Here is a 13,764-nt window from a genome sequence, read left to right as displayed (position 1 = left end):
GGCCCGGCCTGTAACGTGACGGCCCGGTGGACCGTGGCGCGGAGGAGCAGGGCATGACCGACGGCTTGGCGCGCGACGGCTGGCTGCTCGGCGTGGATCTCGGCACCTCGCACACGGTGGCGATGCTGCGCCGGCCCGACGGCCGCACCCGGCCGCTGCTCTTCGACGGCCAGCCGCTGCTGCCCTCCGCGGTCTACCTGGACACCACCGGCCGGCTGCACGTCGGCCGGGACGCGGTCCGGCTCGGTCAGGCCGAGCCGGGCCGGCTGGAGCCGCACCCGAAACGCCACGTGGACGCCGAGACGGTGCTGCTCGGCGGGGCCGACGTGCCGACGGCCGACCTGCTGGCCGCATTGCTCGGGGCGGTGGCCCGGGAGGCCGTGGCGGCCGCGGGCTTCCTGCCGCCGGCCGTGCTGACCTACCCGGCGGCCTGGGGCGCGCGGCGCCGGGAGGTCCTGACCACCGCGCTGGCCCGGGCCGGCTGGCCCCCGGCCACGGCGCTGGTGCCCGAGCCGGTCGCCGCGGCGCGCTACTTCGCCGACGTGCTGCGCCGCCCGGTGCCGGTCGGGTCGGCGCTGGCGGTCTTCGACTTCGGCGGCGGCACGCTGGACATCGCCGTGGTCCGCAACGCGGGGGTGACCCCGGACGGGCTGCCCCGGTTCACGGTGGCGGCGTCCGGCGGCGTCGACGACCTCGGCGGCCTGGACCTGGACGCGGCGCTGGTCGAGCACCTGGGGGCCGAGCTGTCCCGCGGCGAGCCGGCCGCGTGGGCGGCGCTGACCGAGCCGGTGACGCTGGCCCAGTGGCGGGCCCGGCGGCAGTTCTGGGAGGACGTCCGCGGGGCCAAGGAGATGCTGTCGCGTACGGCGCTGGCGCCGGTCCCGATCCCGGGCGTGGAGCACGCGGCGCACCTGACCCGCGACGAGTTCGAGGCGGTGGCGGGTCCGCTGCTGCGCCGCGGGGTGGCCGAGGCCGCCGCGGTGATCGGCGCGGCCGGGGTGGCGCCGACCGAACTGGCCGGGTTGTTCCTGGTCGGTGGCTCGTCGCGGGTGCCGCAGGTGGCCCGGCTGCTGCACGGCGAGCTGGGCATCGCGCCGACCGTGCTGGAGCAGCCGGAGCTGCCGGTGGCGGAGGGCGCGATCATCGTGGCCGCCCCGGCGCCGGGCGACAACGCGGTGACGCCGGCCGAGCCGATGCGCCCGGCCGCGGTGCCCCCGCCGACCGACACGATGGCCCACCCGGTCCCGGACGGTGCTCCGGCCTCCGTGGATCGGGACGCCGCCGCCGTCTCGGCCGGCGACCGGCCGGATGCGGAGAGCGCCGGAACCGCCGGCCGGCCGGTCGCGGCTGCCGGCGATGCCGTCGGCCGGTCGGTTCCCGCTGCCGGCGGCCCCGTCGGCCGGTTGGTCGCGGCTGCGGCCGAGCCCGCCGGCCGGGAAGGGGCCGGCTTGGACCGGCCCACGGCCGCGGCGGCTCCGCTGCTCGCCACCGAGGCCATCGGCCCCCCGGCCGTCGCCGTCACGGAAACGGACGTGGCAGCGGGCGAGCCTGCTGCGTTCCCCGATCTCCCGCAGCGGGCTTCGGCTTCGAGCGTGACGGGGGCGCCTCCGGCCGCCCCATCGCCTGCCGCCCCACCTTCTGCCGGTCCATCGCAGGCCCCCGGGCAGCAGGCCCCCGGGCATCAGGCCCCCGGGCAGCACACCGCCGGGCCGCAGGGTGGTGCGGAGCCGCACTACGCCGAGCCCGTCGACCCGTGGGCCACCGGCGAGGCCGCCGCCTTCGGCAACGTGGGCGGTGGCCCGATGCTGCACCCGGTGTCCGGCGCCCCCGGGTCGGCGAGCCCGGTGTCGGCCGGTCCGGCGCCGTCCGGGGCCGAGTCGTGGCTGGCCTCGACGCATCCCGATCCCGCGCCGTCCGGCGAACCGGCGGCGCGCGCCGTGCTTCCGGCGTACCGGCGCAAGGGTCTCTGGATCGTCGCGGCCGCGACGGTCGTCGTGCTGGGGATCGCCGCGACCGTGGTCGCGCTGGTCTGGCCGCGGTACCCGGGGCTGGACTACCGGCCGCTGGCCGAGCTGCACCGGATCAAGCCGGCCGTGCCGGTCACGTCGGCCTTCAACGCCACCGCGCTGCGGGACGGCCGGGCCTACTTCGCGGGCGCGGACGACAACGGCACGCTCGGGGTCGTCGCGGCGGCCACCGACACCGGCAAGACCCTGTGGAGCAGCACCGAGGCCGGCACCGCGAGCCGCTGGGAGTTCTTCCTCGCGCTGCCGGACGCGGTCGTCGCGATCACCGCCACCGACTCCGGCACCAGCATGCGCCGGATGGTGCTGCTCGATCCCGGTAACGGCCACAAGCTCTGGGAGCGCACGATCGCGCGGGACGACGGCCTGACCTTCGCCGGCGGCAGGGTGGTGCTCTCCGACAGCAAGGAGGGCCGCCTGGTCGGGCTCGAGATCGGCGCCAAGGGCCGGGGCAGCTGGGAGCTGAAGAACCCCAAGAGCACGTACGACCTGACCACCACCGCGGTCGTCGCCGTGACCACCGAGGAGGACGTCGCCGGCCCGGCCACCCCCGGCGGCGTGCCGTTCGCCGACCGGCTGGACGACGACCAGCGGATCGTGCAGGTCGGCGCCGACGAGTCGGCCCGGGTCATCGACGCGGAGTCCGGTGACGTGGTGGCGGGTCCCCGGCCCGGCGTGGCCCAGACCGACGACAAGATGGTCGCGCACAACGGCCGGCTGTTCGTGGCCGAGTCCCGCGACGCCCACCGGCTCTTCGCGTACGACCTGGAGAAGCTCGGCCCCACCGTGCTCTACACGCCGGCCACCGGCAACGCCCGGCTCGACCACCTGACGCCGTGCGGGAAGGACCGGATCTGTCTCGTCGAGACCACCGGCTACGAGACCGCCACCGCGCAGGTCGTGGCCGTGGACGCGGCGAAGGGCGGGGTCGTGTGGCGCCGCGCCGTGGCCGACGCCGACGACATCGTCGCGGTGGGTGAGGCCGTTCTCGTCCGGCGGAACACCGCGCCGGCCCAGGTGAGCCTGCTGGACGGCGAAGGCCGCGTCGCCTGGACCCGGCCCGGCGTCGTCGCCCGGCTCGACGCCGGCAACACGCTGCAGTTCTCCAAGCCGCTGTCGACCACGGCGGACGACCCGGCGCTGGCCGGCGAGCACGTCGGCGACGACGCGGTGCCGCTCGGCGCGCTGGCCGGGGTGCGGTCCGCGAGCTGCGCCTGGGACACCAGTCACGTGGCCTGCGTCGCCGACGAGGACTTCCTCATCCAGCGGTTCGCCGGATAACGGGAGCCGGGCGGCCCCCGAAGGGAACCGCCCGGCCGTCGAGCCTGTTCAGCTGCCTACCCGGCTCAGATGCGCTCGCCGCTGGTGGCGTTGAAGACGTGCACCTGCTCGGCCTGCGGCTTGATGTACACGGTCTCGCCCATGGTCGGCATGTTGCGCCGGTCGGTGCGGACCACGAACCGCTCCGAGCTGCCCTCGAGGGCGGCGTGGCCGTAGACGTTGGCGTCCGAGCCGAGGTCCTCGACCAGGTCGACGACGATCGGCAGGCCGCCCGAGGTCGGGGAGACCAGGTCGGTCGCCTCGGGGCGGAAGCCGATGGTCACCTTGCCGTTGCCCTGCGCGGCCGCGACCTGCTCGCGGGTCAGCGGCACGGCCAGCTCGGCGAAGCTCGCCCCGCCCTCGGTCAGGCCGACCGTCTTGATGTTCATGGCCGGGGAGCCGATGAAGCCGGCGACGAACACGTTGCCCGGCTTGTCGTACAGCGCCCGCGGGGTGTCGCACTGCTGGAGCACGCCGTCGAGCATGACCGCCACCCGGTGGCCCATCGTCATGGCCTCGACCTGGTCGTGGGTCACGTAGACGGTGGTGATGCCGAGCTTGGCCTGCAGCGTGGCGATCTGCGAGCGGGTCTGGACACGGAGCTTGGCGTCGAGGTTCGACAGCGGCTCGTCCATGAGGAACACCTGCGGTTCACGCACGATCGCGCGGCCCATGGCGACACGCTGGCGCTGGCCACCGGAGAGGGCCTTCGGCTTACGGCTGAGGTACTCGTCGAGCTGGAGCAGCGCGGCGGCCTCCTTGACCCGGCGGTCGATCTCCGACTTCGGGGTCTTGCGCAGCTTCAGGGCGAACGCCATGTTCTCGTACACCGACATGTGCGGGTAGAGGGCGTAGTTCTGGAAGACCATCGCGATGTCGCGGGACTTCGGGGGCAGGTTGGTGACGTCCTTGCCCTGGATGAGGATGCGACCGCGGTCGACGTCCTCGAGGCCGGCGAGCATCCGCAGGCTGGTGGACTTGCCGCAGCCGGACGGGCCGACCAGCACCAGGAACTCGCCGTCGCCGATCTCGAGCTCGAGCTCGTTGACCGCCGGGCGCTCCTGCCCCGGGTAGATCCGGGACGCTTTGTCGTACGTGACCGTAGCCATGGTGAACCGACTTCCTTTCCACCGGCAGGAACGTGCCGGACGATCCGAGTGGGAGGAACCGTGTGGTGAGCCACACGCCGTCACCGTAAATGGTTTTTCCCGTACTGCCAAGGCGAGCGCCCGCTAAAGGGCGTTTCGGCCTGTCAGGGGGCAACCGGTATGCTGATTCCCGCGCCCCTGTAGCTCAGTTGGCCAGAGCACCTGTCTTGTAAACAGGATGTCGTCGGTTCGATTCCGACCGGGGGCTCCATTCGCCCTAGGGTGACGCCATGCGCATCGAGCGGGTCGTGGACGCCGCGGCCGTACACCTCGCCGCTGATCTCTTCGACGCGCCGCCGCTGGCGGACGCGACCGAGCGGTTCCTCACCCGGCCGGACCACCATCTGCTCTTCGCCTATCTCGGCGACCGGGCGGTCGGCATGGTCTCCGGCGTGGAGATGACCCACCCGGACAAGGGTACGGAGATGTTCGTCTACGAGCTCGGCGTCGCGCCCGTGGCCCGGTTGCAGGGTGTGGGGACGGCGCTCGTGCGCGCGCTGGCCGTGATCGCCCGGGAGCGCGGCTGCTACGGCATGTGGGTGGCCACCGAGGTCGACAACGAGGCCGCGCAGGCCACGTACCGCCGGGCCGGGGCCACCGAGGAGACGCCTTTCCTGCTGCTCAACTGGGATCTGGCCGGGGGCGAGCAGCCGTCGTGACGGTCACCGGACCGGGCGGTCCGAGGGCGGCCACACGTACGGCAGGTCGTCCGGCACCGCCCCGAACAGCGGCCGGTAGAACTCCGGGTCCTTGCGGAACAGGGCCGAGCGGTGGCTCCGGTGCAGCGCCTCGTCGCCCAGCCACGGCGGCAGCTCGCCGGCCGCCGCCAGCTCGGCCTGGTCGCGGATCACGGTGAGGCCCCGGGCGGCGGCGACATCGGCGCGCATCGTGGCGGCGGTCGTGTCGGCCCGGCCGGCGGCCACCCACACCTCGCACATGTCGAGGCCGTAGCGGACGAGGGCCTCCTCGTAGCCGATCCACATCTTCACCGCCGGATGGTGCCGCCAGCCGTAGGTGGGCACCGTCAGGCCGCGCAGCACCTGGACCGTCTCCACCCGCTGTTTGCCGAGCCGCTTCTGATCCAGCGCCCGGGCGCTCGCCCGGAAGTCCGGGTAGGGGAGAAAGGTCTGCATGCGGTGATCCTCCGCCATGGCGTCCCGGGCCGCGCCGCGGCGACGCCGCCCGGGCGGCGCCGGACTAGCGGAAGTCCCGGTCCTCGCCGGCGATCGGCCGGCCACCGGCGGAGAAGGTCCGCTTCCGGCCCCCGGCCTCGTCGTCGATCGGCTCCTCGTGCAGCCGCGGGTCGTCGACCGGCTGGTTCGCCGCCGCGGCGCCGGCTGAATCCGTCGGGGCGGGGTCCACCAGGGTCGGGTCGACCGGTGTGCCGCCGGCGGGCAGGCCGGAGAGGGTGTCGTAGCCGGCCCCGGGCAGCGTGCGCGGCGATTCGTTCGCCGGCAGCAGCCCGCCGAGGCCGCCGAGCAGCGGCACGCCGCCGTCGAACAGCGCCGACTCCTGGCGTGCCGAGGCCGGTGCCGTGCGGCCGTCGGCGGTGGGGCCGCCACCGATCAGGCCGCCGCCGAGCAGATTGGCCGGGACGAGGCTGGTCAGGCCGCTGCCCGGCTCGCCGTCCAGGGACCCGAGGAGGCCGCCGGCCGGCGCCGGGACCCCGTCGGCGTGCGCGGGCGCCGCGCCGAGCAGCAGGAGACCGCCGGCCACTGCCCCGGCGTAGAACCACTTGCGCATCGAAAATCCTCCAGCAGGAATGCGGACAGAACAGTCGGCAAGGGCAACGAGCCTTCCGCGGGGAGGGTTCGGGGCGCGACCGGGCGGGGCGGCGGTGATCGGCTGGCTACGATGCGGCCATGGCCGTCGAACCCGTCCGTGAACCACCCGGCCGGTCGCTGGTCTCGCGGCTGCGGCGTACCGGCGACGCCCGCCCGCACTTCGTGATCTGCGGCGCCGATCCGCTCGTCTACACCGTCGCGGAGGAGCTGGCCAACGCCGGTCACCGGATCCGGCTCACGGTGATCGTGCCGGCGCGGTTGCGGGCCGACGTACCGGATCTGGCCACCCTGCGCGGCGTCCGGGTGATCCGGGCCGACCGCCTGGACGAGCGCGCGTTCCGCGCGGCCGGGCTGACCGGCGCGGCGGCGCTGGCCCTGGTGATGCCCGACGACGTGGTCAACCTGCACGCGGCGCTCTGCGCCCAGGCCGTGGAGCCGGACCTGCGGCTGGTCATCCGGATGTTCAACACGGGCCTGGGCTACGGCGTGCGCCGCCTGTTCGCCGACTGCGCGGTGCTCTCCGACGCGGCGATGGCCGCCCCGGCCTTCGTCGCCGCCTCACTGGGCGAGGTCGCGCCGACCCACGTCCGCCTGGCCGGCCGCACGCTGTACCTGGCCCGCCGGGCCGACGTACGCCCCGAGCACGTGGTCTGCGCGCTGACCGCCGCGGACGGCGCCGGCCGGGTCGATGTGCTGCCGGCCGAGCCGGCGCCGGAGCTGCGGCGGCCCGCCGACCTGGTGCTGGCCGAGGCGACCGGGCGGCCCGCCGGGCAGGCGGTGGCCGCCCAGCGGCTGGTCCGGGCCCGCCGGCGCCGGCGCCCGCTGCGGGTGCTGGGCCGGGCGGTCCGGGCCGCGCTGAGCCGCAAGCTCGGCATCGCCGTCCTGGCCACGTTGATCGTCACCGTGGTGTCGGGGGCGGTGCTGGTGCACGCCGACCCCGTGAACGGGTTCTGGAAGTCCATCTACGTGACGCTGCTGACCGCCGTGGGATCGTCCGATGTGGAGATCAACCGCAACGGCGTAGCGCAGGCCGCACAGCTCGTGCTCACGATCGCCGGGCTCGCGCTGCTGCCGCTGATCACGGCGGCCGTGGTCGAGGGCATGGTGAACGCCCGGCTGGCGCTGTCCCGCGGCACCGCCACGGCGGACTACGAGGACCACATCGTGGTGGTGGGGCTCGGCAACGTCGGCACCCGGGTACTGCGCCAGCTCGTCGACCTGGGGCTCCAGGTGGTCGCCATCGACCGGGCCGCCGACGCCCGTGGCGCCAAGATCGCCGAGCAGCTGGGCGTGCCGTTCATCGTCGGGGACGCCGCCCGGGAGGAAACGCTGCGGGCGGCCTCCATCGGCACCAGCAAGGCGCTGGTGGTGCTCTCCACCGACGACGTCACCAACCTGCAGGCGGCGCTGAACGCGCGGGCGGTCCGCCCGGACCTGCGGGTGGTTTTGCGGCTGTTCGACGACGACTTCGCCCGGCGGGTGCAGACCGCCTTCAGCATCGACATCTCGCGCAGCGTGTCGCGGCTGGCCGCGCCCGCGTTCGCGGCGGCGATGCTGGACCGCGACGTGCTCGCCACGATCCCGGTCGACCGGCACGCCCTGCTGGTGGCGAGCGTGCAGGTCCACGCCGGCTCACCGCTGGACGGCGGGCCGCTGAGCCGGGCCGACCGGCCGCTGAGCGTACGGGTGATCGGCCTGGCCGCGGCCGGCAAGGAGTGGGTGGACTGGACCCCGGATGCGCGGCGGGTGCTGACCGCCGGGGACCGGGTGATGATCGTGGCCCGCCGCGCCGGGCTGCGCGCGCTGGTCGAGCAGGCGACGCCGCCGGCCGAGCCGATGCTGCTGGACGACCACTGAGGACCGTGGCCGCCGCGGAACGCGGTCAGAGCGCGCTGACCTCGACGCCCAGCACCGCCTGCTCGTCCGGCTTGTGGGCGAGCACGTCGGTCAGATACGACTGCACGGCCGGCGCCATGCCGACGTCGCGACCGGCCCGCTCGGAGAGCAGCCACTTGTGCTGGATGATCTGGGAGAAGATCTCCTGGGGCTCCAGCTTGCGGCGCAGGTGGGCCGGCACCGCCCGGACCACCGGCTCGAAGACCTCGGTCAGCCAGCGGTGCGCGGCCTGCTGCTCGTCGATCAGGTCCGACTCGGCCCGGTACGCGTCCAGGTCGTTGAGCAGCTGCCGGGCCTGGTTCTCCTCGGCGTCCAGGCCGGTCAGGCGCAGCAGCCGGCGGGTGTGGTAGCCCGCGTCGACCACCTTGGGGCGCACCCGGTAGCCGCCGTCCACCGTGGACATGTCCACCTCGGCGACGTCGAAGCCCAGCTCGTTGAGCCGGCGGATGCGGCCCTCGATGTCGTGCCGGGCGTCGCGGGACACCTCCTGCTCGTACGTGACCTCGTGCCACAGCCGCTCGTAGCGGGCCACGATGTCGTCGACCACGGCCTCCGGGTCGATCGCCTCGTGCAGCAGCTCGGCGGCCTCCAGGTCGAGGCACTCGCCGAAGATGTTCAGCCGCAGGATCTCGATGTCCTCGCTGCGCTGGCCCTCGGACAGTTTCGGGTAGAGGTTGCCCGTCTCGGCGTCGACCAGGTACGCCGCGAAGGCGCCCGCGTCCCGCCGGAACAGCGTGTTGGACAGCGAGCAGTCGCCCCACGAGAAGCCGGTCAGGTGCATCCGGACGATCAGCGCGGCGAGCGCGTCGAGCAGCCTGTTCATCGTCTCGGGCCGCAGCGTGTGGGAGAACAGCGCCCGGTACGGCAGCGAGAACTGCAGGTGCCGGGTGATCAGCACCGATTCCAGCGGCTCGCCCTCGTCGTCCTGGCGGTCGTTGACGATGGCGACCGCCTCGACCGCCGGGAAGTCGATCCGTTCCAGCGCGCGGAGCAGGTCGTACTCCTTCTCGGCGATCCGTTCCCGGGTCTCCTTGAGGGCGTAGACGGTGTCGTTGAGCTTGACGAACCGGACGATGTGCCGCGAGATGCCCTGCGGCAGCGCGACCAGGTGCTCGGCCGGCCACTCCTCGAGCGGCACGTGCCACGGCAGGTCCAGCAGTGCCGGGTCGACTAGGGCGGACGTGATGCGCACGAGCCCAGTGTGCACGGTCCGGGGCGCGCGTCGCTGCCGCACGTGGCTCGTTACACAGAAGCGAGATCGCCGGAATGTTTCTTATGTCGGTGATGTGACTCGAGGGGCGGGAGTGGATTTGCGACGCGCGGTGAGCATCGTCGTCGGGGCGAGTGCGGCCCTGGCCCTGGCCGGCACGGCTGGGGCGGCGGCCTGGAAGTACTCGGCGGACGAGGGTCGCCCGGTCGGCACCTGGCGGGAGGCGGGCTCGTCCCGTACCCCCGTCTCCGCGGAGCAGCCCGCGACCGGCGGCGCGGCCGCGACGGCCGGCCCCGGGGCCGCGGAGCCGCAGGGGCCCGCGTCCGCCTCCGCTTCACCCCCGGCCTCGCCCGCGACCCCGGCCGCGCAGCCCGGGGCCGGGACGCCCGAGTCCGCTCGAGTGCGCAGCGACGGCCGGCAGCAGGTCGGCGAGCTGCTGTCCACCGACAAGCTGCTGGGGTACGGCGCACCCGAGCGCGAGGTCTTCCGCTACCCGCGGGCGTCCTACGTCAAGGTGCACTTCAGCCGCATGGCGATGCTGCCCGGCGACTACCTGACGGTCTCCGACGCCCGGGGTGAGGAGTCCCACCGCTACGACGCGCCGAAGCCGGCGGCTCGCGGGGCCGCCGGCCGGTGGGCGATGTCGATCACCGGCGACACCGCCGTGGTCGAGATGCACCGCGGCGGCGGGAGCCTGGTCGGCTCGCTGCTCGGCCGGCTCGGCGTGAACGTGGACCGGGTGGCCCGCGGCTACACGCACGAGGAGCAGGCCCGGATCCCCGAGGAGCAGCTGACCGCGCCCGGGCGGACCGGCCGCGAGGAGTCGGTCTGCGGCTCCAACCAGAGCTCGGACGCGGTCTGCTACCGATCGGCCGACCCGGTGGCCTACACCCGCTCCAAGGCGATCGCCCGGCTGCTGATCAACGGGACCGAGCTGTGCACCGGCTGGCGGGTCGGCGCCAAGAACCGGATGCTGACCAACAACCACTGCTTCGACAGCTCGGCCAACGCGTACGAGACCGAGGTCTGGTTCAACTACCAGTGCGCCACCTGCGGCGGCTTCGAGGTGTTCCGGCCGACGAAGGTCTGGGGCGACAAGGTGCTGGCCACCGAGCACGTGCTCGACTACACGCTGTTCACGGTGGGCAACTTCCGGTCGGTGCAGAAGTTCGGCTACCTGACCCTGGACCGGATCCGCCCGGCCCGCGGACAGGAGCTCTACGTGCCGCAGCACCCGGCCGGCGAGCCGACCCGGATCGCCGGGCGCCGCGGCGAGCGGGCCGGGACCTGCGCGGTCGTCGACCCGGCCTTCGACGGGTACGCCCGCGACTCCGACGTCTCGTACTACTGCGACACGGAGGGCGGCTCCAGCGGCAGCCCGGTGCTCTCCCGCCGGACGAACCGGGTGGTGGCGCTGCACCACTTCGGCGGCTGCCCGAACTCGGGGGTCCGCGCCGACCTGCTCGTCGCCAAGATCAAGTCGTATCTCTGACGTACCGTATGCCCCATGCGGGCAGAGGCGGCGATGCGGACCAGACGCGGGTGGCAGCCCTGGGTCGTCGACCTCGCGCTGCTCGCCGGCTTCGTGGCGCTGACCGTCGTGCTGGCCAGCGGCCACCTGCTCGCCCTCGACGAGCGGGTGGCCGGGTGGGCCGGGGAGCACCGGCCCACGCCGCTCTACGTGCTCCTGCGGATCCTGAACTACCTGGGCCAGGGCGGCCAGGTGCTGATGCCCGTGGCGCTGGTGCTGGCCGCGCTGGTGGCCTGGCGCCGGCAGTCGGTCCGGCCGCTGCTGGTCTTCGCCGCGGCGTTCGTGCTGACCTACGTGACGATCGGCCCGCTGAAGATCTGGCTGGACCGGGCGGCGCCGGCCTTCGACGGCCCGGACCGGCTGGTGCTCTTCAACCCGTACGCCGCCGGGACCGAGGCGATGAGCTACCCGTCCGGGCACGTGGCCAACGCGCTGGCCTGGTACGGCGTCATCGCGGTGCTGCTCAACGCGCTGCTGCGGTCGCTCGACCGGCCGGTGCTGGCGCCCCGGGTGTACGCGGCGCTGCGTATCCTCCCGCCGGCGATCGTGTTCGTCACGACGACCTGGCTGACCTTCCACTGGATCACCGACTCGGTGGCCGGGCTGCTGCTGGGGCTGATCCTGACCCGCCTGCTGTCCCGGGTCCCGTGGGACGCGATCCCGCTGCCCCGCCTGCCCCGCGGCGCCGAGCGTCCCGCCGGACTGTAGCCGCGGTTACGCCGCCTGCGAACCGGGCTGGCGCGCCGCGGTTCCCGCTGATCGACTGGGCCGATGGACCTTCTCATCCTCGGCGGCACCCAGTGGCTCGGCCGGGAGACCGCCCGTCAGGCTGTCGACCGCGGCCACACCGTCACCTGCCTCGCCCGCGGCCACAGTGGAGCGCCGACGCCCGGGGCCCGGCTGATCGCGGCCGACCGCCGCGAGCCGGCCGCCTACGACGAGGTCCGGCGCCGGTCGTGGGACGCCGTCGTCGAGGTCTCCTGGCAGCCCGGGTTCGTCCGGGCCGCCCTGGACGCCCTGGCCGGCCGGGCCGGGCACTGGACCTACGTGTCGTCGATCAACGCCTATGCGGCCTTCGACACCCCGGGCGCGGACGAGTCGTCCCCGCTGCGGGCGCCCACCGACCGCGACGAGGTCGACCGGGAGCTCTACGGCGAGGCCAAGGTCGCCTGCGAACAGGCCACCGCGGCGGCCCTCGGCGACCGGCTGCTCATCGCCCGGTCCGGCCTGATCGGCGGCCCCGGTGACGCCAGCGGCCGGTCCGGCGCCTGGGTGGCCCGGGCCGCCCGCGCGCCCGAGGAGCCGATGCTCGTGCCCGACACCCCGGAGCTGCCCACCCAGGTCGTCGACGTCCGTGACCAGGTGGCCTGGATGCTCGACGGCGCCGAGCGGGGCGCCACCGGCGCGTACGACGTCGTCGGCCCCACGGTGCCGTTCGGCGCCTGGGTCGACCTGTGCCGCCGGATCGGCGGCCACACCGGCCCGGTGGTGCCCGTGCCCCGCAAGTGGCTGGTCGACCGGGGCGTCGAGCAGTACATGGGCGTGGACTCGCTGGCCATGTGGCTCGTCGAGCCGGGGTGGGAGGGCTGGTGCACCCGTACCGGGGCGGCCGCCGTCGCCGCCGGCCTGCGCCACCGCGACCGGGCCGAGGTGGTCTCCGACGTGCTGGCCTACGAACGGGCGGAGGGCCTCGACCGGCCGCGCCGGGCCGGCCTCAGCCCGGAACGGGAACGCGAGCTGCTCGCCGAGTTCGGCGCGATTCATTGATCGTGGTCCCGCCGGTGAATGATTGCGCCGTCCACTTACCCTTCGGGGCGTCAGGGCCCTCACGTGGTTCCGAGAGGAAACTCGATGACCCTTCCCCGCACGTCCCGGCGCCGTCCCCGCACCATTGATCACCCCGTGGCCGTCGTCCCCCGGGCCCGCCCGGCGGAGAATTCCGGGCCGGAAAGGGAAACCGCCGGCGGTGTGGAGTTCCGGGACGTGGTGGCGGCCGGATCGGCGTTGCTGCTCCTGCTGTTCATCATCAAGTCCTACGGGGTCGCGCGCTATTCGCTGACCACGACGACCGCCCTGCTGGTGGCGACGCCGAGTCAGGTGGCGCTGGGTACGGTCACCATCTACGCCTACTACGTCCTGCCGGCCGTCGCGATCGGCACCGTCTGGTTCGCCGTCCTGCTCCGCGACCGCGTGCGGCCGTCCTGGTGGCCGCTCATCGGAATCGTGGCCGGCGTGGCCGCCCTGGCCTCACCGCTCACTTACCTCATCCGCGGCCTGGCCGTGCTGGTCGTGGCCCTGTGGGCGGAGATGGTGATGCGCCGGTACCGGCGCGCATGGGCCGCCCGGAGCGGCGAGCGGTACCAGCGGCGGCGGCGGATCCTCGCCAGCCTGCGCGGACAGTCCATCGTGTACCTGGGGGCCGGCGCGCTGGCCGGCCTCTTCCTGTTCAGCCTCGACGTGCCGTGGGTGTCGGCGCAGACGTTCCAGGTGACCGATCCGACGGTCGTGTCCACCCAGAACAAGAAGGAACGGGACAACGAGATCTCCATCGAGACCGCCAACCGCTTCGTCGGATATCCCATCGCCGAGAACGAGGAATGGGTGACGGTGTTGCACGCGGACACCCGTTACATCATGCGGATACCGCAGAAACAGATTCAATTCCGGCTGACCTGCCACAACGAGCAGGACCAGCTGCACGGCGACCGGCCGCTGTTCGAGGCGTTGCGGGGCCACCCGTACGACTCGCACAACATCGACTGCCGGAAGGTGCTGGACGAGCTGGCGAAGCGGCCGCTGGGCCAGCCGTTCCCGGTGCAGTGACGCTCGGGCCGTCCCGCCCGGCGCGGGA

The 13,764-nt window shown here is 73.9% G+C and carries 11 protein-coding genes and 1 tRNA gene; 8 read left to right on the top strand and 4 right to left on the bottom strand.

Features of this window, described 5'->3' with window-relative positions:
* The first annotated feature begins 53 nt into the window (after positions 1-53).
* Complete coding sequence (locus tag Ani05nite_RS14410; protein WP_203768658.1) at positions 54-3,305, top strand: Hsp70 family protein; 3,252 nt, start codon at positions 54-56, stop codon at positions 3,303-3,305.
* A gap of 65 nt (positions 3,306-3,370) precedes the next feature.
* Here the strand turns inward: Ani05nite_RS14410 and Ani05nite_RS14405 are convergent, their stop codons facing one another.
* A complete protein-coding gene (locus tag Ani05nite_RS14405; RefSeq protein ID WP_203768656.1) occupies positions 3,371-4,453 on the bottom strand; it encodes an ABC transporter ATP-binding protein in 1,083 nt (360 codons plus the stop codon).
* 173 nt (positions 4,454-4,626) lie between these two features.
* Here Ani05nite_RS14405 and Ani05nite_RS14400 point away from each other — a divergent pair.
* A tRNA-Thr gene (locus Ani05nite_RS14400) sits at positions 4,627-4,703 on the top strand.
* 19 nt (positions 4,704-4,722) lie between these two features.
* Positions 4,723-5,151 carry a GNAT family N-acetyltransferase gene (locus Ani05nite_RS14395; protein WP_203768654.1) on the top strand — a complete coding sequence of 143 codons (429 nt, stop codon included), beginning with the start codon at positions 4,723-4,725 and terminating at the stop codon, positions 5,149-5,151.
* A gap of 3 nt (positions 5,152-5,154) precedes the next feature.
* Here Ani05nite_RS14395 and Ani05nite_RS14390 read toward each other — a convergent pair whose 3' ends face one another.
* Both Ani05nite_RS14390 and Ani05nite_RS14385 read right to left on the bottom strand, forming a co-directional pair.
* On the bottom strand, positions 5,155-5,625 hold the full coding sequence (locus tag Ani05nite_RS14390; RefSeq protein WP_203768652.1) for an MSMEG_6728 family protein: 471 nt from the start codon (positions 5,623-5,625) through the stop codon (positions 5,155-5,157).
* A gap of 64 nt (positions 5,626-5,689) precedes the next feature.
* Complete coding sequence (locus tag Ani05nite_RS14385) at positions 5,690-6,235, bottom strand: hypothetical protein (protein ID WP_203768650.1); 546 nt, start codon at positions 6,233-6,235, stop codon at positions 5,690-5,692.
* A 119-nt stretch (positions 6,236-6,354) separates the two neighbouring features.
* Here Ani05nite_RS14385 and Ani05nite_RS14380 point away from each other — a divergent pair, with 119 nt between their 5' ends.
* Positions 6,355-8,133 carry a potassium channel family protein gene (locus tag Ani05nite_RS14380; protein ID WP_203768647.1) on the top strand — a complete coding sequence of 593 codons (1,779 nt, stop codon included), beginning with the start codon at positions 6,355-6,357 and terminating at the stop codon, positions 8,131-8,133.
* Positions 8,134-8,158: 25 nt separating this feature from the next.
* Here the strand turns inward: Ani05nite_RS14380 and Ani05nite_RS14375 are convergent, their stop codons facing one another.
* Positions 8,159-9,364, bottom strand: a complete 1,206-nt coding sequence (locus Ani05nite_RS14375; protein ID WP_203768645.1) for a DUF4032 domain-containing protein — start codon at positions 9,362-9,364, stop codon at positions 8,159-8,161.
* A gap of 112 nt (positions 9,365-9,476) precedes the next feature.
* Here Ani05nite_RS14375 and Ani05nite_RS14370 point away from each other — a divergent pair, with 112 nt between their 5' ends.
* The 4 genes from Ani05nite_RS14370 (at position 9,477) to Ani05nite_RS14355 (ending at position 13,736) form a co-directional block, all read left to right on the top strand.
* Positions 9,477-10,874 carry a trypsin-like serine peptidase gene (locus tag Ani05nite_RS14370; RefSeq protein WP_239129911.1) on the top strand — a complete coding sequence of 466 codons (1,398 nt, stop codon included), beginning with the start codon at positions 9,477-9,479 and terminating at the stop codon, positions 10,872-10,874.
* A gap of 15 nt (positions 10,875-10,889) precedes the next feature.
* Entirely contained in the window at positions 10,890-11,621 is a 732-nt protein-coding gene (locus Ani05nite_RS14365; protein WP_239129909.1) for a phosphatase PAP2 family protein, read from the top strand.
* 63 nt (positions 11,622-11,684) lie between these two features.
* Positions 11,685-12,680, top strand: coding sequence for an NAD-dependent epimerase/dehydratase family protein (locus tag Ani05nite_RS14360; RefSeq protein ID WP_203768641.1), 996 nt, complete (start codon positions 11,685-11,687; stop codon positions 12,678-12,680).
* An 84-nt stretch (positions 12,681-12,764) separates the two neighbouring features.
* Positions 12,765-13,736, top strand: coding sequence for a hypothetical protein (locus Ani05nite_RS14355; protein ID WP_203768639.1), 972 nt, complete (start codon positions 12,765-12,767; stop codon positions 13,734-13,736).
* The last annotated feature ends 28 nt before the right edge of the window (positions 13,737-13,764 follow it).

The organism is Actinoplanes nipponensis (assembly GCF_016862275.1).
Lineage (GTDB): Bacteria > Actinomycetota > Actinomycetes > Mycobacteriales > Micromonosporaceae > Actinoplanes > Actinoplanes nipponensis.
This window is presented reverse-complemented; position numbering and strand designations above follow the sequence as displayed.

Coding starts and splice junctions, on each gene's coding strand:
- Ani05nite_RS14410 (WP_203768658.1), top strand. CDS start 54: ATGACCGACGGCTTGGCGCGCGACGGCTGGCTGCTCGGCGTGGATCTC.
- Ani05nite_RS14405 (WP_203768656.1), bottom strand. CDS start 4,453: ATGGCTACGGTCACGTACGACAAAGCGTCCCGGATCTACCCGGGGCAG.
- Ani05nite_RS14395 (WP_203768654.1), top strand. CDS start 4,723: ATGCGCATCGAGCGGGTCGTGGACGCCGCGGCCGTACACCTCGCCGCT.
- Ani05nite_RS14390 (WP_203768652.1), bottom strand. CDS start 5,625: ATGCAGACCTTTCTCCCCTACCCGGACTTCCGGGCGAGCGCCCGGGCG.
- Ani05nite_RS14385 (WP_203768650.1), bottom strand. CDS start 6,235: ATGCGCAAGTGGTTCTACGCCGGGGCAGTGGCCGGCGGTCTCCTGCTG.
- Ani05nite_RS14380 (WP_203768647.1), top strand. CDS start 6,355: ATGGCCGTCGAACCCGTCCGTGAACCACCCGGCCGGTCGCTGGTCTCG.
- Ani05nite_RS14365 (WP_239129909.1), top strand. CDS start 10,890: ATGCGGGCAGAGGCGGCGATGCGGACCAGACGCGGGTGGCAGCCCTGG.
- Ani05nite_RS14360 (WP_203768641.1), top strand. CDS start 11,685: ATGGACCTTCTCATCCTCGGCGGCACCCAGTGGCTCGGCCGGGAGACC.
- Ani05nite_RS14355 (WP_203768639.1), top strand. CDS start 12,765: ATGACCCTTCCCCGCACGTCCCGGCGCCGTCCCCGCACCATTGATCAC.